The organism is Sphingomonas sp. M1-B02 (genome assembly GCF_026167525.1).
GTDB lineage: Bacteria > Pseudomonadota > Alphaproteobacteria > Sphingomonadales > Sphingomonadaceae > Sphingomonas.
Genome location: NZ_CP110679.1, coordinates 965,235 through 984,467 on the forward strand (window position 1 = coordinate 965,235; position 19,233 = coordinate 984,467).

Below are 19,233 nucleotides of genomic sequence, written 5' to 3' on the forward strand. Positions count from 1 at the left end.
CTGTCCTTAAGACGAGACTAAGCTTTTTCGCGCGTGCCCTCAACCGCGGCGGCGAGCGTGACGAATGCATAGCCTGCAATCGCGGCCAGGCCGAACTCGGTCAGCCCGGCCAGCGCGAACGGGGTGAGCAGCAGCAGCTGCGCCGACGGACTCGCCCACCAGCGCCGGTGCCGCGACGGCGCGCGCTCGACCAGCAATTGCGCGCCCACGCCGACCAGGGCCAGCACGATCGGAGTCGCGGTCTGCAGCGCCGCCTGCTCGATCCAGCCGCAAGCAAGGCAGACCGCGCCGAACAGCAGCAGGATCGCCCATTCCAGCGCCCGCGCGCGCGGCTCCTCGCCGCGCAAAGCCGCCATCGCCGCGCCGGTCGCCAGCGTCGCCGCGGACAGCAGCGAGAGCGTGACTCCGCTTCCCACCCACTGCATCCAGATCGCCGCCAGCGAACCGAGCGCCAGCACCGCGGAGATCGCGACCAACCCCCAGGCCGGGAAATTGCGCGTCACCAGCTCGGGCAATACCAGCCGGGCGATCCGGGTGAACACCCAGCGGTCGGCCCAGTCGATTCGCCGCTCGGTCAGCGCCGCGAGTATGCCGGTGTTGCGCGACGCCAGGCCGGCGACGCTGCGCTCCACCGCATGGCCGCCGCGCACCCAGCCCGGCGTCAACGGCACATGCTCGGCGCCCGATTGCGCCGCCACGCGCAGCAGCGCCGACTGGAAATCATAATCCTCGGGCATCTGCGCGATCTGCTTGAGCTGGTCGATCGTGATCCGCGCCACCCCCGCCCAGCTGTCGCGCATGTCGAGCCGCTCGATCGCCGCGGGCGAGCCGGCATCGTCAGTCACCAGCAGTGCCTCGGGTCCTTCGCTCGCCATCCGGTCCATCACCGGATCGGTGGTGACCAGCCCGTCGGCCATCACCAGCACCCGCGCGCCATCGTCGATCTTCTCGGAGGCTTCCTCGGCCGATCGGACGACCTCTACGGTAAGCTCGCGCTTCGCCGCGCGGTTCACCGCCGCGAGCAAGGCAGGCGTCATCCGCCCCACCGCGATCAGCACATGCTCGGCCCCGGCCCCGGCCAGCAGCCGCACCTGATATTCGAGCAGGGTCATCCCCCCGAACGGCAAGGTGGCGACCAGCGCCCCCGGCCGGTCGCTTGCTTCTTCCACCGCAAAAATCAGGCCTGCCAACATGGGCAGGGGGTTAGGCGGATTGGCGGCGCACTGCAATTCCTCCCCGCCCAGGAGGATCAGTAGAGCAGATAAGGCGCGCGGACCTCGTCCCAAGCCGCCTCGTCGGGCAAGGTCAGCGCATCCAGGTCCCCCGGCCCCGCCGCTGCATCGTCCACCCACTCACGCAATCCCGGCCCGCCATTGATCACGTCGATCGCCAACTTCCCGAACTCATACTCATACGGGAAATCGCGCCACAGGTCATAATCGGGATACAGCCGCCGGATCGCCTTGAACCCCAGAGCCTGCACCCGCCACGGCCGGAACGCCGCATGATCATAGCCCGCCCCCTCGGCATGCAGGAACACGCCCGAGCAAAGCTGCCCGACATGCTTGTGGAAGGTCGGTTGAAACCACATGTCGCGCAGCGTCACGCCCGCCAGCCATTCCGGCGCCAGCGCGCGCATCTCGGCGATCACCGCCTTGGCATCCACGTCTGGCGCCCCGAACAGCTCCAGCGGCCGCGTCGTCCCCCGCCCCTCGGACAGGGTGGTCCCCTCCAGCATCACCGTGCCGGCATAGGCCCGCGCCATGTTGACGTTGGCGGCATTGGGACTCGGATTGATCCACACCTTCTCGGGCGGCCAGCCGAAGCCCGGCCCCGCCGCAGGCGCCCAGCCCTCCATCTCGATCACCCGGTAGGCGACATCGAGTCCGCCGCGATCGATGAACCACCGCCCCATTTCGCCCAGCGTCATCCCGTGCCGCATCGGCATCGGCCCCGCCCCGACGAAACTCTCCCAGCCCGGCAGCAGCGTCAGCCCCTCCACCGGGCGCCCGGCGGGATTAGGGCGATCAAGCACCCATACTTCCTTGCCATGCGCCGCCGCGGCCTCGAGTACATAGAGCAGCGTCGTCACGAAGGTGTAGATCCGGCACCCCACATCCTGCAGGTCGATCAGGATCACGTCGAACGTGCCCATCGACTGCCCGGTCGGCCGCCGCACTTCGCCATAGAGGCTGAACACCGGCATCCCGTAGGTCGGGTCGGTATAGTCGGGCGACTCCATCATATTGTCCTGGAGGTCGCCACGCACGCCATGCTGCGGCCCGAACACCGCCGAGACGTTGAGCCCACACGCCACCAGCGCGTCCAGCGAATGGGTCAGGTCCGCCGTCACCGAGGCGGGATGCGCGAGCAAGGCGACGCGCTTTCCCTCGAGCGGAGCACGGAGCGCGGGGTCGGCAAGCAGCCGGTCGATACCGAATTTCATGGGGCAGCGAGGTGCCGCGACTTCGCCGAACACGCAAGCGCGATTGTCGCGGCACTTACCGCGCGCCCGCTTGTTACCCCCAGATGATCCGATCCATCCTGATAGGCCTGACTGCAGGCGCCCGTTCGATGACCCCGCTCGCCGTCGTCGCCAACGCCGCCCGCACCGGCACGCTCCCGCCCGACAGCGGCGCGCCCCGCTTCCTCGCGCACCCGCTGGTGTCGCTCGGCGCCACTGCGCTTGCCGCCTACGAATTGGTCGGCGACAAGCAGAAGAGCGCACCCGATCGGATCATCCCGGCGGCAGTGATCATCCGCAGCCTCAACGCGGCCTTCGCCGGCGTCGCGCTGGCCCCCCGCAGTCAACGCTTCCCCGCCGCCGCGCTCGCCGGCGCCACCGCGGTGCTCGCCTCCTATCTCACCTACGCCGCCCGAATGCGATCGATGCGCACTCACAGCCAGTTCGCCATCGGGCTGGTGGAGGACGCGATCAGCGTCTCCGCCGCCCTCGCCGCCGCCCATGCCCCTCTGCCCGACGTCGTGAAGCGACATGATGGCGTTCCGGTTCGAGTTGAGGGAGAATAAGGGCGAAAGGATCGCGCAGTGCGCACCAAACTGAGTGTGTGCCTGAGAAAGAAGCGCTTCCCCACCGAAGCCGACGCACGCGCCTTCACGTTGCAGGCGAACCTCTCGCTTTGCCCGTATCGCTGCGATCGCTGCCGCCAATTTCACCTCACCAGCCGCACCAAGGGCAAGCGCCAGCCCCGCCCGCTCTCTTGATGTAGCGCGAAGATCAAATGCGGAGCACGAACCCCGCCGGATCGTGAAAATCCGGCTTCTCCGCCGGATGCGCCAGCGCCCAGAAGGACCGTGTCCCGTCCTGCTCTTCGATCACCGCGGTGATCCCCACCCGCAAAGCGCCCGGCGACAGCCCACTCAGATCCACCGTCACCCGCACCCCGTCGTCCAGCATCTCGATCGTCGGCGCGGCCAACGGCAAATCCGCCATGCCCGTGCGATACCCCTCGAAGCGATACGCCCCCCATTCTCCGGACGGCGAGAAGTTGAACTCGCAATAGCCCGCCTTCCCCTCGGGCTGGACGAACAACTCGAAGCAGGTCCGCTTCCACAGGTCATCGGTCCTTACCGGAGCCGCTCGCGGCGGGAATGCCACCGCGCCGCCGCTCACCCGATAGGTAAGCAAGGTCCTCCCCCGCTCCACCGCCCCTGCCACATCGACTGCAGCAACGCCCTTCGGGGGGAAGTCCGGATGCGGGATCAACTTCATCCGTCCCGACTAAGTCGAAAAGCCCCAAACAGCCAATCCCGTGTCGCGACGGCTTGACGCAATCCCTATCCGGTGGCGGAAGTGCGCCCCTGAATCCAGGAGGCAGCATCCTCGATGTTCCGTATCGATTACGATCCCCGCGCAAACGTCCTCGACATCCATGTCAGCGGCTTCTGGAAGCCCGAAGACGTCGCCGACTTCGCCCGCGCAATCGGCGCGAAGGCCCACGAAGCCCGGGCCATCCGCGACGATTTCGACGTGATGGTCGAATCGCTCGACTTCCCCGTCCAGGCAAACGACGTTGCCGATCTCCTCACCAACGTGATGCGCGGCGGCACCACCCTCACCTCAGGCAACGTCGCCGTCGTCGTCGGCAGCCAGCTCAATCGTCTCCAGGCCGAACGCACCCTCGCCCACCCCCGTCTCAAGGTCTTCCTCTCGATCGACGACGCGCGGCACTGGCTCGACGAGACGGGCCAGCCCGCGGGGATGACGCAGCAACCGGCCTGGGCTATGCGCCCAGCACCATGACCGAATACAGCTCCGAACTCCTCCGCTCGCTCTCTTCGCGCGGCTATATCCACCAGGTCACCGACGCCGCGGCGCTCGATGCGCTCGCGAGCAAGCAGGTCGTCCCCGGCTATATCGGCTTCGATCCCACCGCGCCCTCGCTCCACGTCGGCAGCCTCGTCCAGATCATGCTGCTCCGCCGCCTGCAGCAGGCCGGGCACAAGCCGATCGTCTTGATGGGCGGGGGCACCGGCAAGGTCGGCGATCCCAGCTTTAAGGACGAAGCGCGCAAGCTGATGACGGTCGATACGATCGCCGCCAACATCGCCTCGATCAAGACGGTATTCGAACGCTTCCTCACCTTCGGGGACGGCCCGACCGACGCCATCCTGCTCGACAATGCCGAATGGCTCGATGCGCTCGAATATCTGCCTTTCCTGCGCGATTACGGCCAGCATTTCTCGGTCAACCGCATGCTCAGCTTCGATTCGGTGAAGCTGCGCCTCGATCGCGAGCAATCGCTCAGCTTCCTCGAGTTCAACTACATGATCCTCCAGGCCTATGATTTCCTGGAGCTTTCGCGCCGCGCCGGCTGCCGTCTACAGATGGGCGGATCGGATCAATGGGGCAATATCGTCAACGGCATCGAGCTTTCGCGCCGCGTCGACGCCACCGAAGTGTTCGGCGTCACTACCCCCCTCATCACCACCGCCGACGGCGGAAAGATGGGCAAGACCATGTCGGGCGCGGTCTGGCTCAACGAGGATCAGCTCAGCCATTTCGATTATTGGCAATTCTGGCGCAACACCGACGATCGCGACGTCGGCCGCTTCCTGCGGCTGTTCACCGATCTTCCGCTCGACGAGATCGCCCGCCTCGAATCGCTCGAAGGCGCGGGGATCAACGAAGCCAAGAAGATCCTCGCCACAGAAGCCACAGCAATGTGCCGCGGGCGCGTTGCCGCCGACGAGGCCGCCGAGACCGCACGCCGCACCTTCGAGGAAGGCAGCGCCGGCGGCTCGCTCCCCAGCATTTTTGTCCCCGGCGGCAGCATCGCGATCGTCGACGCCCTCATCGCGCTCGAGCTTTGCGCGTCGAAGGGCGAGGCCCGCCGCAAGATCGCCGAAGGCGCGATCCGCGTCGACGACCAGCCCGTTGCCGATCCCGCGGCGATCGTTTCGGTGGCAAGCCAGGTCAAGATCAGCTTCGGCAAGAAGCGCCACGGCCTGCTGGTCCCTGCGTAGAAGTCCCGATGCCCCGCTAAGTTACTGTTAAGCAGCCTCGTTTGAAGGTAGTTCATTCGGGGTGCCCTATCACTGCGGCCCGACCTTCAGCGTATGTGGGGCAATGCGATGCTCGGAACCGACAATCTCGCTTACGCCGACGTCCGCCGCGAATATCGCGAGGACGTCCACTATCGCGCCCGAGCTTATGGTCCCGATGCCAAGTCGCTCTCCTTTCTGGTGGTCAATATTTCGCCGCACGGCCTGATGGCCCGATGCGACAATTGCTTCGATCCGGGCGATCGCATCCGCGTCGTCCTGCCGATCGCCGGCGCGATGATCGCCACGGTGCGCTGGTCGCTGGGCGGGCGCCTCGGCTGCCAGTTCGAAACCGCGATCGATCTCGCCACTTATTATGAGCTGATCACGGTGATGGTGCGGGGAAAATAGTCAGCCCGACCGTAGCAGCCCCACCGCCGCATCGCGCTCGAACAGATAGAGCGCCACCCGCGCCGCCTCCCCCCGTGCGCTCTTCAACCCCCGATCCTGGTCCTCCAGCAACCGCGCATCGGCATTCGCCGCGACGATCAGCGACGCCAGGCTCTCCGGCGTCGCCAGCCGGAAGGTCTGGTCTCCGGACTGCCGCGTCCCCAGCAATTCGCCCGCCCCGCGCAGCTCCAGATCCCGCTCGGCGATCACGAAGCCGTCGGTCGTATCGCGCATCAGCCCCAACCGCGCCCGCGACGTCTCGTTGAGCCGCTCGCCGCGCAGCAGGATGCAATGCGATTGCCCCCCCCCGCGCCCCACGCGCCCGCGCAACTGGTGCAGCTGCGCCAGCCCGAAGCGATCGGCATGCTCGATCACAATCAGCGTCGCATTGGGCACGTCGACGCCCACCTCGATCACCGTCGTCGCCACCAGCACACCGGTTTCGCCCGCGGCAAAGCGCGCCATCACCGCATCCTTCTCGGGCCCCTTCATCCGACCGTGCACCAGCCCGACCTTCTCGCCGAACCGGGCGCGCAGCTTCACCGCGCGGTCCTCGGCCGCCTGCAGGTCGCTCTTCTCGCTCTCCTCGACCAGCGGACACACCCAATAAGCCTGCTTGCCCGCCGCCAGATGCCGCCCCAGCCCCTCGATCACCGCATCGATCTTGTCCTCGGCGATCACCGTCGTCTGGATCGGCTCGCGCCCCGGCGGCATCTCGTCGAGCCGGCTGACGTCCATCTCGCCGTGCGAGGCCAGCTGGAGCGTCCGCGGAATCGGCGTCGCGGTCATCACCAGCAGATGCGGCGGCACCTGCGCCTTGGCCTGCAACATCATCCGCTCGGCCACGCCGAAGCGATGCTGCTCGTCCACCACCACCAGCCCCAGGTCGCGATAGGCCACGCCCTCCTGGAAGATCGCATGCGTGCCGATGAGGATATCGATCTCGCCCGAGGCCACCCCCATCAGCGTCGACTCCCGCGCGCGCCCCTTGTCGCGCCCGGTCAGGATCGCGATCCGCACGTCGATCCCGGCGAACATCCGGCTCAAATTCTCGAAATGCTGCCGCGCCAATATCTCGGTCGGCGCCAGCAATGCCCCCTGCGCCCCCGCCTCCGCCGCGATCAGCAACGCCATCAACGCGACGAGCGTCTTGCCCGACCCCACATCGCCCTGCAGCAGCCGCAGCATCGGCCGCGATTGCGCCATGTCGCCTTCGATCTCGCGCACGGTCCGCGTCTGGGCCCCCGTCGGCGCATAAGGCAGCTTCAGCGCATCGCGCAGCCGCCCGTCCCCGGCCAGCGCCCGCCCGCGCTTCGATCGCGCCTCGCCGCGCACCAGCAGCAGCGCCAATTGGTTGGCGAACACCTCGTCATAGGCCAGCCGCTCGCGCGCCTTGGCGTCGGCGGGATCGGCATGAATCCGCACCAGCGCATCGCGCCACCCCGGCCATTGATTGCGATCGCGCAGACTGGGCTCGATCCACTCGGGAAGCTCCGGCGCCCGCTCGATCGCCTGCGCCGCCATCGCCGCGATCCGCTTCGAGGTGATCCCTTCCGAACAGGGATAGACCGCCTCGCGCCCACCCCCCTCGGCCTCTTCCGAAACCTCGGGATGGACGATCTGCAATTCCTGGCCATATTGATCGAGCCGCCCCGATACCCAGCGCTTCTCGTTCAGCGGCAGCAATTTCTTCGCCCAGCCAGAATTGCCGCCGAAGAACACCAAGGTCACATGGTTGCCGAGCGCATCCACCGCCTGCACCCGCGCCGGCGCCCGCGCGCTGCCCCCGAAGCGATAGTTCACGGCGGTCAGCGGAATCGCGACCACCTGCCCGACATCTGCCTGCATCAGTTCGTCGCGCTCCAGCCGATCGATATATCCCGTCGGCAGATGGAAGGCGACATCCACCACCCGCGCCATCCCCAGCCGCTCCATCGGCTTGGACAGCGCCGGCCCCACGCCCTTCAGCGCGGTGACTTCGGCGAACAGTGGATTGAGTATCTCGGGCCGCATGACTATCTCGCCTCTACACCCAAGCCGACTGCGCTTTCCAGCGCGGCCGGCTATAGCCCGTTGGGAAGCCCCATGGACCGCGAATATCGTCTCAAGCGCCTCCGCTTCCGTGCCTGGCACCGCGGCACCAAGGAAGCCGACCTGCTGATCGGCGGCTTCTTCGACGCGCATGGCGAATCGTGGGACGCGGCCGAAATCGGCTTGTTCGAGGAAATGATGGAGGAACAGGACGTCGACATCATGGCCTGGGCCATGGGGACGGCGCCCGTGCCCGATCGCTACGCGGGCACGCTGATCACTGCGCTCAAGACGCTGAGCTACGTGCCGATCGCCCAATGATCGTCATCCCGGCGAAAGCCGAGATCCAGAGCCCAGCAGGACGTCGTTCGTGACCCTGGATCCCACCTTTCGACGGGATGACGGAAAAGAGAATAAATGCCCGACCTAAAAACCATCCTCTCCGCCAAGCGCGCGCTGACCCTCTCCGGCGCCCCCACCGGCTTCCTCCCCTGGATGCTGGCCGATCTCGCGCGCGCCGCCGGCACCACCGTGTTCATCGCCCCCGACGAAGCCGCAATGCGCGCCATCGCCTCCACCGCCACCTATTTCGCGCCAGAGCTCGAAATCCTCAATTATCCCGCCTGGGACTGCCTCCCCTACGATCGCGCGTCCCCGACGCTGCGCATCATGTCCGAGCGGCTCGCCACCCTCCACGCGCTGCAGACAGGTTCGAAGGCCCCCCGCCTCCTCGTCACCACCGTCAACGCCGCCACCCAGCGCACCCTCACCCCCTTCCGTATCCGCCAGCTCGTCGCGCGGCTCGCCCCCGGCGAGCGGATCAGCCTGCCCAAGCTCTCCTCTCTGCTCCAGGCCAACGGCTATCACCGTGTCGACACGGTCAACGATGCCGGCGAATTCGCCGTCCGCGGCGGCCTCGTCGATCTCTTCCCGAGCGGCGCCGACCAGGCGCTGCGCCTCGATTTCTTCGGCGACGAGATCGAATCGGTCCGCACCTTCGATCATCAGGACCAGCGCACCACCGGCCGGGTCGACGGCTTCACCCTGCTCCCCGCCTCCGAAGCCCTCCTCGACGAGGAATCGATCAAGCGCTTCCGCAGCCGCTACCGCGAGAAATTCGGCGCCAACGCCACCGCCGATCCGCTCTATCAGGCAATCAGCGACGGCCGCCGCCTCGCCGGCATGGAGCATTGGCTGCCCTTGTTCGAGGACCGCCTCGAAACCCTGTTCGATCACCTCCCCGACGCTGCAATCCTCGTCCGCGACGTCGCCGCGCACAGCGCAGGCGAGCAGCGTTTCGAGGCGATCGCCGATTATCAGGCCAACCGCGTCCGCGCCGAATCGACCGCCCCCGGCAGCTATCGCCCGCTCGACACCGCCTCGCTCTATCTCTCCCCGGAGGAATGGGAGCGCGCGCAGGAGCACGGCCCGGTCCACACCGCCACCCCTTTCCACGAACCCGAATCGGCCACCGTCCTCGATTTCGCGGTCGACGGCCCGCGCGACTTCGCCCCCGAACGCGCCAGTGCCGCCAACGTCTACGAAGCCGTGGTCGAGCATCTCGCCAAGGTCCGCAAGGCCGGCAAGAAGCCGATCCTCGCCAGCTACTCCAACGGCGCCCGCGAACGCCTCACCGGCCTGCTCAACGACCACGGCCTCAAGGGCGCCCGCTCTGCTGAATCCTGGCAGGAGGCTCTGGGCACCGCGGACAGCGCGGTTGCCCTCATCGTCCTCCCGCTCGATCACGGCTTCACCGCGCGCGACGTCGCCGTGCTCACCGAGCAGGACATGCTCGGCGATCGCCTCGTCCGCCGCGCCAAGCGCCGCAAGAATACCGACGCCTTCCTCGCGGAGCTAGCCACCCTCTCCCCCGGCGATCTCGTGGTCCATGTCGATCACGGCATCGGCCGTTACGAGGGCCTGACCCAGATCCCCGTCCAGCAGGCCCCGCACGATTGCGTTGCATTGAGCTATGCCGGCGGCGACAAATTGTTCGTCCCCATCGAAAATCTCGAAGTCCTCTCGCGCTACGGCTCGGGCGAGGAAGGCGCGACGCTCGACAAGCTCGGCGGCGAAGCCTGGCAGCGGCGCAAGTCGAAGATGAAGGAGCGGATCCGCGAGATTGCGGGCGAGCTCATCGCCACCGCCGCGCGCCGCGCCGTCCGCCCCGGCGAGATACTCGAGCCCGATCAGGGCGGCTACCCCGCCTTCGTCGATCGCTTCCCTTATGAGGAAACCGACGACCAGGATCGTGCGATCAACGACGTGCTCGAGGATCTCGCCTCGGGCCGCCCGATGGACCGCCTGATCGTCGGCGATGTCGGCTTCGGCAAGACCGAGGTCGCACTGCGCGCCGCCTTCGTCGCGGCGATGGCGGGCATGCAGGTCACGATCGTCTGCCCGACCACCCTCCTCGCCCGCCAGCACCACCGCAACTTCACCGAGCGGTTCCAGGGCTTCCCGATCAACATCGGCCGCCTCTCGCGCCTCGTCCCCGCCGCCGAGGCCAAGGCGACCAAGGAAGGCCTCGCCGACGGCACGATCGACGTCGTCATCGGCACCCACGCGATCCTCTCCAAGGGCATCGAATTCAAGCGGCTGGGGCTCGTCATCGTCGACGAGGAGCAGCGCTTCGGCGTCACCCACAAGGAGCGGCTGAAAGCGCTCAAGGCGGACGTCCACGTCCTCACCCTCACCGCCACGCCGATCCCGCGCACGCTCCAGATGGCGATGTCGGGCCTGCGCGAGCTCTCCGTGATTCAGACCCCGCCGGTCGATCGCCTCGCGGTGCGCACCTATGTCATGCCCTGGGACCCCGTCGTCCTGCGCGAGGCGCTGCTGCGCGAACATTATCGCGGCGGCCAGGCCTATTTCGTCACCCCGCGAATCTCGGACCTGCCCGAGATCGAGGATTTCCTTCGCAAGGACGTGCCCGAGATCAGCCATGTCGTCGCCCACGGCCAGATGTCGCCGACCGAGGTCGAGGAGCGCATGTCGGCCTTCTACGATCGTCGCTACGATCTGCTCGTCTCGACCACGATCATCGAATCGGGCCTCGACATCCCGTCGGCCAACACGCTGATCGTCAACCGCGCCGACAAGTTCGGCCTGGCGCAGCTCTACCAGATCCGCGGCCGCGTCGGCCGGTCCAAGACTCGCGCCTACGCCTATCTCACCACCCCGCCCGAACGCCAGATGACCGAAGCCGCCGACAAAAGGCTGAAGGTTCTCTCCGACCTCGAGACGCTCGGCGGCGGCTTCCAGCTCGCCGCGCACGATCTCGACATCCGCGGCGCGGGCAATCTGCTCGGCGACGAGCAATCGGGCCACATCAAGGAAGTCGGCTACGAACTCTACCAGTCGATGCTGGAGGAGGCGATCATGGACGCCAAGGCCGGCGGCCTGCGCGACGATCGCCCCAAGGACCTCTCGCCCTCGATCACCGTCGACGCCCCGATCATGATCCCCGAGGACTATGTCCCCGATCTCGATCTGCGCATGGGCCTCTACCGCCGCCTCAACGACGTCGAAGACAGCGCCGGCATCGAAAGCTTCGCTGCCGAGCTGATCGATCGCTTCGGCAAGCTCCCCGACGCCACCGAGAATCTCCTCCGCCTGATCGAGACCAAGCTCAACGCCAAGCGCGCCAGCATCGCCAAGATCGACGTCGGCCCCAAGGGCGCGCTCGTCACCTTCCACGAAGACAAATTCCCCAATGTCGAGGGCCTGATGGCCTATGTCGAAAAGCTGGAAGGCACCGCCCGCCTGCGCCCCGACATGAAGCTGGTGATCACGCGGGCATGGGCGAACCCCAAGGCCCGCCTCCACGGCGCGCTCCAGATCTCGCGGGGGCTGGCCCGGGCTGCAGCCTGAGGATGCCAGCTAAACCTCCTTCTCCCCTTGTGGGAGAAGGAAGGGGCCCGCTCGCGTAGCGAGGGAGAAGGATGAGGGGGATGTGAGTCTCACTCCCCCTCACCCTTCCGCCGATTTCATCGGCTCCCTCCCGCATCCGCCCGCCCGCGGTGGCTGAATCGTCACGCGATTTTTTGACCGAGATCGCAGCGGCCGCTTCCCCCCGGCGACAGATCAAGGCTTCTTCGCCGGCTTGCGGATGCCCGACATCCGCATCTCCGCCCCCGCGATCGGCGGCAGCACGCCCTCGGGCCGGTCGAGGTAGAAATAGGCCACCGCCGCCACGTCGTCGCTGCGGTAATAATTGGTGTGCCCATCCGGCAACGAGGGATCGTCGAGCCGCTTGCCGTTGGTCAGCAGCTGCTGGAAATTGTCGCGCGAGCCCGGGTCGATCGTCACCGGGATCATCGGCGCGCCCTTCTTCAACAGCCCCAGGACCAGCGGCTTGCGCGCACCGCCCATCTGCTGGAGGCTGACTTCGATGCCGCGGCGGAAATAGACCGGGTCCGGCAGATGGAAGCGATAGAAGGTCCAGCGGCCCCCATCGTCCCAGGTCGCGATCGGCGCGCCTTGATAGCGGTTGATATAGGCGCCCTGGCCCCAGGCGGTGCCGATATAATCCTCGGTGCCGGTGCCCACCAACGTCGGATGTTCGCCGTCGCCGTCGAGCGCGATCTTGACCTCGCCTTCGCCCCACCAGGTCTTTTCATAGACCGGATTGGTCAGCACGGTGACGCTGGTGCCGAGGAAGCGGCCCCGCCCCTCGATCCTGGGCAGGATGCGAAAGTCGCGGCCCAGCGCGGTCGCGGGTTCGCGGCTCCACCAGGCGTGGAAATAGAGCGCGTCCTTGGGCAGGCTGTCGACCGCGCGATAATTGACGTCGAAGAAGATCAGATTGACCGGCTTGCCCGATTCGTTGGTCACCGCCAGCCGCGCGCCCTTGCGGAACGGCATCTTCACGTAGGAGACGAACGAGCGCCCCTCGGCGCTGGAGAACAGGGCCGTTTCCATCGGCACCATCTCGCCCGCGCCGTGCAGGAAGAAGTCGCCGAACGGCACCGACACCGCGGGCCGCGCCGCGCCGTCCCAAAACATTTCGAGCTTCAGCCCGCGCAACGCCTCGGGCGAGCGATCCTCGATCGTCATCCAGATCCGGTCGATGACGCCCATGCCCTTGATGTCGGCCAGCGCCAGCGTCCCACCCACCGGGATCGTATCGAAGGCATGCCCCTTGCCGCCGCGATTCTCCTTCGCTCCCGCGCCCTTGGCGCCGGTCGGATTTTCGGGGCTGATCCAGCGGCTCTCCTCGCTTTTGGGAAGCTCATAGACTTCCTGGGCATAAGCGGGGCTGGCGAACAGGCTGGCGGTGAGGGCAAACGCGATACGGGTCTTGAGCATCGGACCCTTCTAACGGCGCAGCACGGTCCGCAAAAGCCCCGGAGGGCCCGGCGCTTCTCTCACCCCGTAACCAGCTTCGCCAAAGCCGGCACATCCAGCGGCTCGGCGCACAGATATCCCTGGAAATACTGGCACCCCTCCTTCGCCAGCAGGTCCAGCTGCGCCTCGGTCTCCACTCCCTCGGCCACCACAGAAATCCCCAGCGAGCGCGCCATGTCGATCACGCCGCGCACCACCACCCGGTCGCGGTGCGATCCGGTGATGTCCTGGCTCAATTTCTTGTCGATCTTCAGATAATCGAGCGGCAGCGCCTTCAGATACGCCAGGCTTGAATAGCCCGTCCCGAAATCGTCGATCGCCACGCGGCAGCCGGCGCTGCGCAATTCGCCGAGCAGCCGCGCGCTCTCGCCCAGATCGGCCATGATCCCGCTCTCGGTGACTTCGATCGTCAGCCGCGCGCGCGGAAATCCGCTGGCGTCGACGCGCCCCAGCAGCGTGTCGGCAAAGCCCGCCCGCGCCACGTCGCCCGCGGTAACATTGACCGAAAGCCGCAGCATGTTGAGCCGCTGCGGCCACTGCGCCGCGCCCGACAAGGCCCGCCTTTGGACATGGTCGCTCAGCTGCGCCTCGAGCCCCGCCCGCTCGGCCGCCGCGAACAGCAGTTCGGCGCCGATCTCGCCCAGCGTTGGATGCTGCCAGCGCGCCAGCGCCTCGACGCCGATGATCTTGCCCGTCGCGATCGCCACCTGCGGCTGATAGAGAATGCCGATCTCGCCGCGCTCCAGCGCGAAGTGGAGGTCGTTGACCAGCTCCTCCATCGGCGGCGCATCGGGCGCCGCCGATGGAATATCGCCGATCAGCGCCTCGCTCGCGCGCCGCAACAGGCTCGCCGCCGAATCGCCCGCCACCGTGACCGCGCTCGCCAGCCGCGCGCCCAGCGGGGCGATCTCGCCCCCCGCCACGAACGGCCGGCTCAGCGCCTCCTCCAGCCGCGCCTCGGCCGCCTTCAGCGTCGACGCGCTGGTGGCGCCGCTCGCGACCAGAAATTCCGAACCGCCGATCCGCGCCACGATCGCATCGCGCCCCAGCGTCTCGCGCGCCACTTCGGCCACCCGCCGCGATACGCTGCGCAGCAATTCGTCCCCCGCCAGCCGGCCATAGGCCGTGTTCACCGTCTCGAAGCGCTTCATCCCGATCAGGATCACGCTCACCGGCTCGCCTTCGCTCAGCTGCCGATCGATCCAACGTCGCGCGCTGGGCCCGTCGCGCGCGCCGGTCAGCGCGTCGCGCACCGCCAGGCTCGCATCGGGTGCGACCCCCAGCGCCTCGACCAGCGCGTGCAGCCCGCCGGTGCGCGCGTCATATTGCAGATGCTGCACCACGCGGCCGACGCCGGGCAGATCATGCGCGAACGCGGTCGATACCCGATCCGCACTCAGCCGCTTGAGCGCCGCGCGCGCCAGTCTGCGGTCCGCGGGATCGATCCGACGCAGCACCGCGCCGAGCCCCGGCGCCTCGCTTAGCCCCAGCAGATTGCCCAGCCCAGGCGTCAGCTGGAGCGAGCGCATCGCCGCGTCATAACGCCAGCCGAGCGGCTCGGGCGGCCCCGCCGCCTTGCCGTTCCACCGCGCCAGCCGTTCGACATGCCGCTCGGCAAAGCGAATCGCATGCGCCATCGCCGAGGAGGACATCGGGCTGCCCAGGAAATGCGTCGCCCCCGCATCGAAGAAATGGCGCATATGGACGGTGTCGCTCTGCGACACGAGGATCAGCATCGCCCCGCCATGCGAATCGATCGTCTTGCCCAGCGCCCTGGTCGCCTCGAGCCCGTCGCTCAGCGCCCCGCGCGCATCGATCACCGCAACGCTGGCGCCGCTCGCCAGGAAGCGCTGCTCCAGCCCGTCCGCCCGGCGCGCCGCGACGACGCGCCAGCCGCCGCCGGCCGTGGCCGCCGCAACCTCGTCGCGCTGGCGGAAGGAAAGCACGAACACCGGCGTCTCGGACGTCTCGGCGTTGGTCTCGACGATCTTGAAAACATCTTGCATCAACGTCTCGATAGCGGGAACCGCCCGCCCCCGCCATCGCTAGGGTTGTTTGCAGCCGTTCGAGTGCTTACCCAGCTAACATGGCCACCATCCCCGCCTTGAGTGCCGAGAAACTGGTGGACCGCCACGGCCGCGCCATCACCTATCTGCGCATCTCGGTCACCGATCGATGCGATCTGCGCTGCCGCTATTGCATGTCGGAGGCGATGACCTTCCTGCCGCGTGAGGAAGTGTTGACGCTGGAGGAGATCGCGCTGATCGCCGAGCGTTTCATCGCCCGCGGCGTCCGGAAGATCAGATTGACCGGCGGCGAGCCCCTGGTCCGGCGCGACATGGTCGAATTGGTGCGCCGCCTCGGGCGCCAGGTCGGCGGTGCGCTCGACGAGCTTACCCTGACCACCAACGGCACCCGCCTCGCGTTGCATGCCGATGACCTCTTCGCCGCCGGCATCCGCCGGATCAACGTCAGCATGGACAGCCGCGATCCCGCGCTGTTCCGCCACATCACCCGCCACGGCGACGTGGCGAAGGTGCTCGGCGGAATCGCCACCGCCAAGGCGGCGGGGATGGCGATCAAGATCAACATGGTCGCGCTCAAAGGCCTCAACGAGCATGAGATAGGCCCGATGCTGGCCTGGTGCGCGGCCGAAGGACATGACCTGACCCTGATCGAGACGATGCCGATGGGCCAGATCGACGAAGACCGCGCCGATCGCTTCCTCCCGCTCCCCGCGGTGATGGACAGCCTCCGCCAGCGCTTCGACCTGCAGCCGGACGATCACAAGACCGGCGGCCCGGCCCTTTACTGGCGCGTGGCGGGCACCGGCACCCGGCTCGGCCTTATCTCGCCGCTCACCGCGAACTTTTGCGCCACCTGCAACCGCGTCCGCGTCTCGACCGACGGCAAGCTTCACATGTGCCTCGGCCATGAGGATTCGGTCGATCTGCGCGCGGCAATCCGCACCGGCGGACTCGCCGCGGTAGACGCCCGCATCCTCGAGGCGCTCGGCCGCAAGCCCGCTGCACATGATTTCAGCATCGCCGCGGGCAGCGCCCCGGCGGTTGCCCGCCACATGAGCGTCACCGGCGGATGACCGCACGCGCGCTGCTCGCCTCCCCCACCCCGCCCGCGCTGGCGGCGGCGGCTGAGCTGCGCGCCGCGTATGAGTGGGTGCCGATCGAGGAGGCCGAACAGGTCGTCGCGCTCGGCGGCGATGGTTTCATGCTCCAGACGCTCCACACGATGCTCGAGCGCCATCGGATCCTGCCGGTCTTCGGGATGAATCTCGGCACGATCGGCTTCCTGATGAACGACTGGCGCCTCGAGCATCTCGACGAACGCCTCGCCCGCACCAAGCCGTTCCGCGTCTCGCCACTCAGCATGACAGCGACCACGGTCGGCGGCGAGCAGCATATCCTCCCCGCGATCAACGAAGTCTCCCTGCTGCGCGAGACCCGCCAGACCGCGAAGCTCGAAGTCACGATCAACGATCGAATCGTCCTGCCCGAACTGATCGCAGACGGCATGCTGGTGGCCACCCCCGCGGGCTCCACCGCCTATAATCTGTCCGCCAACGGCCCGATCCTGCCCTTGGGCTCGGCCCTGATGGCACTGACCCCGATCAGCCCCTTCCGTCCCCGTCGCTGGCGCGGCGCGATCCTGCCGGAGAAAACCCGCATCGCCGTCCGGGTGCTCGAGGCAGACAAGCGCCCCGTCAGCGCCGTCGCCGACCAGCGCGAAGTCCGCGAAGTATCGCAGGTAGACATAGCGATCGACCATAATCGCGACCTCACCCTGCTCTTCGATCCGGAGCACGCGCTCGATGACCGCATCACGATGGAGCAATTCATTGCGTGAGGGGGTTGCATCCTCAAATCGGGGCCTATAGACGCCCCCCACGGCTGTTCCCTGATAGCTCAGCGGTAGAGTAGGTGACTGTTAATCACTTGGTCGTTGGTTCGAATCCAACTCAGGGAGCCAGCCGGTCAGACCGTGGGACCAGGGTCCCCTTGATGGTCCGGATTGGCCGGATGAAAACGGCTCATCGCCGCCGGGTGAAGCGGAATCGGTCCCGTATCTCGCCGTTGAAATAGCTCCCCTTCGAATACGCCGCCTGCATCGCCTCCGCAATCTGCGCCGGCACGTCGTGATAGGAATAGCGCTTCCCGGTCACGAACTCGACGTCGAGCCTACGATCGGCCTCGTCATAGTCCCACCGCCGGATCACAGTCGAAGGCATGGCGCATCAACGCATGCCGAGTCCCGCCGTTGCACTCGCTCGCCTGCCCTGCGATGCTCCGCGCCATGATCGACACCGACAGCTTCATCGCCGGCCTGCCCAAGGCCGAGCTGCATCTCCATATCGAGGGCAGCCTCGAGCCCGAGCAGATGTTCGAATTCGCTCGCCGCAACCAGGTCGCGATCCCCTATGCCTCGGTCGAGGAGGTGCGCGCCGCCTATCAATTCTCCAACCTCCAGGATTTCCTCGACATCTATTATGCCGGCGCCGACGTGCTGCGCACCGAGGAGGATTTCCGCGACCTGGCGCTGGCCTATTTCGATCGCGCCGCGGCGGACGGCGTCCGCCATGCCGAAATCTTCTTCGATCCCCAGACGCACACCGATCGCGGCATCCCCTTCGGAGTCGCCGCCAACGGCCTGCTCGCGGGCATGGCCGAGGCCGAGGCGAAGCATGGCCTCACCTCGAAGCTCATCCTCTGCTTCCTGCGCCATCTCGACGAGGAAGAGGCCTTCAAGACGCTCGGACAGGCCCAGCCCTGGATCGATCGCATCGAAGCGGTGGGGCTCGATTCGTCCGAGGTCGGCCATCCCCCCTCCAAGTTCGAGCGAGTCTTCGCCGCGGCCGCCGCGATGGGGCTCAAGCGCGTCGCCCATGCCGGCGAGGAGGGCCCCCCAGAATATATCTATGAGGCACTGGACCTGCTGAAGATAGATCGCCTCGATCACGGCAATCGCGCGCTGGAAAATCCGGACCTCGTCACCCGCCTGGCCCGCTCGGGGATGACGCTCACCGTCTGCCCCTTGTCGAACGTCAAGCTTTGCAACGTCGCATCGATCGACGAGCATCCGATCGATCGCATGCTGGCGCTCGGCCTGCGCGCGACGATCAACTCCGACGATCCCGCTTATTTCGGCGGCTATGTCGCCGACAATTACCGCGCCGCCGCCGCCGGCCGCCGGCTCGATCGCAAAGACCTCGTCACGCTCGCGCGCAACAGCTTCCTCGGCTCCTTCCTCCCCGACGAGGAGGTTTCCCGGCACCTCGCCGCGCTCGACGCCTATGCGGAGGCCCACGCATGAGCGAGATCGTCTTCACCCCCTTCCCGCACGACGCGATGGTCGAAGGCGTCGAGGCGATCGCTGTGGCGATGGAAGCCGAAGGGTGGCGCCCGTCGCTGTTGGTAGGCGTGGGACGCGGCGGCCTCACGCCCGCGGTATTCCTCTCGCACCGCATGGGGATCCAGCTCGTCTCGATCGACTATTCGACCCGGATCGCGCAATTCGGCGAGGAATTGGTCGCGGTCCTCGCCGAGCGGAGCCGGACGGGCGAGCGGCTCTTGTTCGTCGAGGATATCAACGACAGCGGCAAGACCATCGGCGAGCTTCGCACCGCGCTTGCCGCCGAAGGAGCAATCTCTTCGAACATCCGCTTCTGCGTGCTGCTCGACAACAGCCGCTCCGCCCAGCGCGTCGATTATCATTTCCGCCGGATCGACCGCAGCATCACCAAGGACTGGTTCGTCTTCCCCTGGGAAGCGATGGCGCCCCGCGAAACGATCGCGCTGGAGGCGGTCGAAGTGCCCGAGCGATTGGCCTGACCGCTGTTCACCCACGGTCAATCGACAAAGGCGCACGATTCATCGTGTCGCG

At 67.2% G+C, this 19,233-nt stretch carries 18 protein-coding genes and 1 tRNA gene; 12 read left to right on the forward strand and 7 right to left on the reverse strand.

The annotated features are described in order from the left end of the window. Positions 1-17: 17 nt before the first annotated feature. Together OKW87_RS04640 and OKW87_RS04645 are read right to left on the reverse strand one after the other, a co-directional pair. Positions 18-1,193 (reverse strand): hypothetical protein, encoded by a 1,176-nt coding sequence (locus OKW87_RS04640; protein ID WP_265542658.1) that lies wholly within the window; start codon positions 1,191-1,193, stop codon positions 18-20. A 56-nt stretch (positions 1,194-1,249) separates the two neighbouring features. Continuing rightward, positions 1,250-2,446: an exo-beta-N-acetylmuramidase NamZ family protein gene (locus tag OKW87_RS04645; protein WP_265542659.1), complete on the reverse strand. Its 1,197-nt coding sequence runs from the start codon at positions 2,444-2,446 to the stop codon at positions 1,250-1,252. 83 nt (positions 2,447-2,529) lie between these two features. Between OKW87_RS04645 and OKW87_RS04650 the strand changes: the two genes are divergently transcribed. After that, positions 2,530-3,030: a DUF4126 family protein gene (locus OKW87_RS04650; RefSeq protein WP_265542662.1), complete on the forward strand. Its 501-nt coding sequence runs from the start codon at positions 2,530-2,532 to the stop codon at positions 3,028-3,030. A gap of 18 nt (positions 3,031-3,048) precedes the next feature. Further along, on the forward strand, positions 3,049-3,225 hold the full coding sequence (locus OKW87_RS04655; RefSeq protein ID WP_265542664.1) for a hypothetical protein: 177 nt from the start codon (positions 3,049-3,051) through the stop codon (positions 3,223-3,225). A gap of 13 nt (positions 3,226-3,238) precedes the next feature. On the opposite strand, the gene OKW87_RS04660 is transcribed toward OKW87_RS04655, so the two are convergent. After that, the gene (locus OKW87_RS04660; RefSeq protein WP_265542666.1) at positions 3,239-3,733 is read right to left on the reverse strand and encodes a DOMON-like domain-containing protein; all 495 of its coding nucleotides are present in this window, start codon (positions 3,731-3,733) and stop codon (positions 3,239-3,241) included. Positions 3,734-3,847: 114 nt separating this feature from the next. Here OKW87_RS04660 and OKW87_RS04665 point away from each other — a divergent pair, with 114 nt between their 5' ends. From OKW87_RS04665 to OKW87_RS04675, 3 genes are all read left to right on the forward strand, one after another. Further along, positions 3,848-4,264 carry a hypothetical protein gene (locus OKW87_RS04665; protein ID WP_265542667.1) on the forward strand — a complete coding sequence of 139 codons (417 nt, stop codon included), beginning with the start codon at positions 3,848-3,850 and terminating at the stop codon, positions 4,262-4,264. Beyond that, positions 4,261-5,487, forward strand: coding sequence for a tyrosine--tRNA ligase (gene tyrS / locus OKW87_RS04670; protein WP_265542669.1), 1,227 nt, complete (start codon positions 4,261-4,263; stop codon positions 5,485-5,487). Before OKW87_RS04665 ends, tyrS begins: the two co-directional genes overlap by 4 nt. 108 nt (positions 5,488-5,595) lie before the next feature. Then, a complete protein-coding gene (locus OKW87_RS04675) occupies positions 5,596-5,916 on the forward strand; it encodes a PilZ domain-containing protein (protein ID WP_265542671.1) in 321 nt (106 codons plus the stop codon). On the opposite strand, the gene recG is transcribed toward OKW87_RS04675, so the two are convergent. Further along, positions 5,917-7,968, reverse strand: coding sequence for an ATP-dependent DNA helicase RecG (gene recG, locus OKW87_RS04680; protein ID WP_265542674.1), 2,052 nt, complete (start codon positions 7,966-7,968; stop codon positions 5,917-5,919). It lies immediately after the preceding gene. A gap of 72 nt (positions 7,969-8,040) precedes the next feature. Between recG and OKW87_RS04685 the strand changes: the two genes are divergently transcribed. Together OKW87_RS04685 and mfd are read left to right on the forward strand one after the other, a co-directional pair. After that, entirely contained in the window at positions 8,041-8,307 is a 267-nt protein-coding gene (locus OKW87_RS04685; RefSeq protein ID WP_265542676.1) for an FAD assembly factor SdhE, read from the forward strand. Between the two features lie 96 nt (positions 8,308-8,403). Then, positions 8,404-11,859, forward strand: a complete 3,456-nt coding sequence (gene mfd, locus OKW87_RS04690; protein ID WP_265542678.1) for a transcription-repair coupling factor — start codon at positions 8,404-8,406, stop codon at positions 11,857-11,859. A gap of 213 nt (positions 11,860-12,072) precedes the next feature. Here the strand turns inward: mfd and OKW87_RS04695 are convergent, their stop codons facing one another. Further along, positions 12,073-13,296, reverse strand: coding sequence for a glycoside hydrolase family 172 protein (locus tag OKW87_RS04695; protein ID WP_265542680.1), 1,224 nt, complete (start codon positions 13,294-13,296; stop codon positions 12,073-12,075). Positions 13,297-13,355: 59 nt separating this feature from the next. Then, on the reverse strand, positions 13,356-15,341 hold the full coding sequence (locus OKW87_RS04700; RefSeq protein ID WP_265542681.1) for a putative bifunctional diguanylate cyclase/phosphodiesterase: 1,986 nt from the start codon (positions 15,339-15,341) through the stop codon (positions 13,356-13,358). Between the two features lie 80 nt (positions 15,342-15,421). On the opposite strand from OKW87_RS04700, the gene moaA reads away from it, so the two are divergent. The 3 genes from moaA (at position 15,422) to OKW87_RS04715 (ending at position 17,322) form a co-directional block, all read left to right on the forward strand. Next, positions 15,422-16,435, forward strand: a complete 1,014-nt coding sequence (gene moaA, locus OKW87_RS04705) for a GTP 3',8-cyclase MoaA (RefSeq protein ID WP_265542683.1) — start codon at positions 15,422-15,424, stop codon at positions 16,433-16,435. Then, positions 16,432-17,199 carry an NAD kinase gene (locus tag OKW87_RS04710; protein WP_265542685.1) on the forward strand — a complete coding sequence of 256 codons (768 nt, stop codon included), beginning with the start codon at positions 16,432-16,434 and terminating at the stop codon, positions 17,197-17,199. The genes moaA and OKW87_RS04710 overlap by 4 nt, the downstream gene beginning before the upstream one ends. A 48-nt stretch (positions 17,200-17,247) precedes the next feature. Further along, positions 17,248-17,322: transfer RNA gene (locus OKW87_RS04715), tRNA-Asn, on the forward strand. Positions 17,323-17,383: 61 nt separating this feature from the next. On the opposite strand, the gene OKW87_RS04720 is transcribed toward OKW87_RS04715, so the two are convergent. Next, complete coding sequence (locus OKW87_RS04720) at positions 17,384-17,581, reverse strand: KTSC domain-containing protein (protein WP_265542686.1); 198 nt, start codon at positions 17,579-17,581, stop codon at positions 17,384-17,386. 65 nt (positions 17,582-17,646) lie between these two features. On the opposite strand from OKW87_RS04720, the gene OKW87_RS04725 reads away from it, so the two are divergent. Then, on the forward strand, positions 17,647-18,663 hold the full coding sequence (locus tag OKW87_RS04725) for an adenosine deaminase (protein ID WP_265542687.1): 1,017 nt from the start codon (positions 17,647-17,649) through the stop codon (positions 18,661-18,663). Beyond that, positions 18,660-19,181 (forward strand): phosphoribosyltransferase, encoded by a 522-nt coding sequence (locus tag OKW87_RS04730; protein WP_265542688.1) that lies wholly within the window; start codon positions 18,660-18,662, stop codon positions 19,179-19,181. The genes OKW87_RS04725 and OKW87_RS04730 overlap by 4 nt, the downstream gene beginning before the upstream one ends. The last annotated feature ends 52 nt before the right edge of the window (positions 19,182-19,233 follow it).

Bases quoted from the DNA above. Each gene is read 5' to 3' on its own strand.
- OKW87_RS04700 (WP_265542681.1), bottom strand. From the start codon at position 15,341: ATGCAAGATGTTTTCAAGATCGTCGAGACCAACGCCGAGACGTCCGAG.
- OKW87_RS04675 (WP_265542671.1), top strand. From the start codon at position 5,596: ATGCTCGGAACCGACAATCTCGCTTACGCCGACGTCCGCCGCGAATAT.
- OKW87_RS04640 (WP_265542658.1), bottom strand. From the start codon at position 1,193: ATGTTGGCAGGCCTGATTTTTGCGGTGGAAGAAGCAAGCGACCGGCCG.
- OKW87_RS04660 (WP_265542666.1), bottom strand. From the start codon at position 3,733: ATGAAGTTGATCCCGCATCCGGACTTCCCCCCGAAGGGCGTTGCTGCA.
- OKW87_RS04725 (WP_265542687.1), top strand. From the start codon at position 17,647: ATGATCGACACCGACAGCTTCATCGCCGGCCTGCCCAAGGCCGAGCTG.
- OKW87_RS04730 (WP_265542688.1), top strand. From the start codon at position 18,660: ATGAGCGAGATCGTCTTCACCCCCTTCCCGCACGACGCGATGGTCGAA.
- OKW87_RS04695 (WP_265542680.1), bottom strand. From the start codon at position 13,296: ATGCTCAAGACCCGTATCGCGTTTGCCCTCACCGCCAGCCTGTTCGCC.
- OKW87_RS04685 (WP_265542676.1), top strand. From the start codon at position 8,041: ATGGACCGCGAATATCGTCTCAAGCGCCTCCGCTTCCGTGCCTGGCAC.
- moaA (WP_265542683.1), top strand. From the start codon at position 15,422: ATGGCCACCATCCCCGCCTTGAGTGCCGAGAAACTGGTGGACCGCCAC.
- tyrS (WP_265542669.1), top strand. From the start codon at position 4,261: ATGACCGAATACAGCTCCGAACTCCTCCGCTCGCTCTCTTCGCGCGGC.
- OKW87_RS04720 (WP_265542686.1), bottom strand. From the start codon at position 17,581: ATGCCTTCGACTGTGATCCGGCGGTGGGACTATGACGAGGCCGATCGT.
- OKW87_RS04645 (WP_265542659.1), bottom strand. From the start codon at position 2,446: ATGAAATTCGGTATCGACCGGCTGCTTGCCGACCCCGCGCTCCGTGCT.
- mfd (WP_265542678.1), top strand. From the start codon at position 8,404: ATGCCCGACCTAAAAACCATCCTCTCCGCCAAGCGCGCGCTGACCCTC.
- OKW87_RS04710 (WP_265542685.1), top strand. From the start codon at position 16,432: ATGACCGCACGCGCGCTGCTCGCCTCCCCCACCCCGCCCGCGCTGGCG.
- OKW87_RS04650 (WP_265542662.1), top strand. From the start codon at position 2,530: ATGATCCGATCCATCCTGATAGGCCTGACTGCAGGCGCCCGTTCGATG.
- OKW87_RS04665 (WP_265542667.1), top strand. From the start codon at position 3,848: ATGTTCCGTATCGATTACGATCCCCGCGCAAACGTCCTCGACATCCAT.
- recG (WP_265542674.1), bottom strand. From the start codon at position 7,968: ATGCGGCCCGAGATACTCAATCCACTGTTCGCCGAAGTCACCGCGCTG.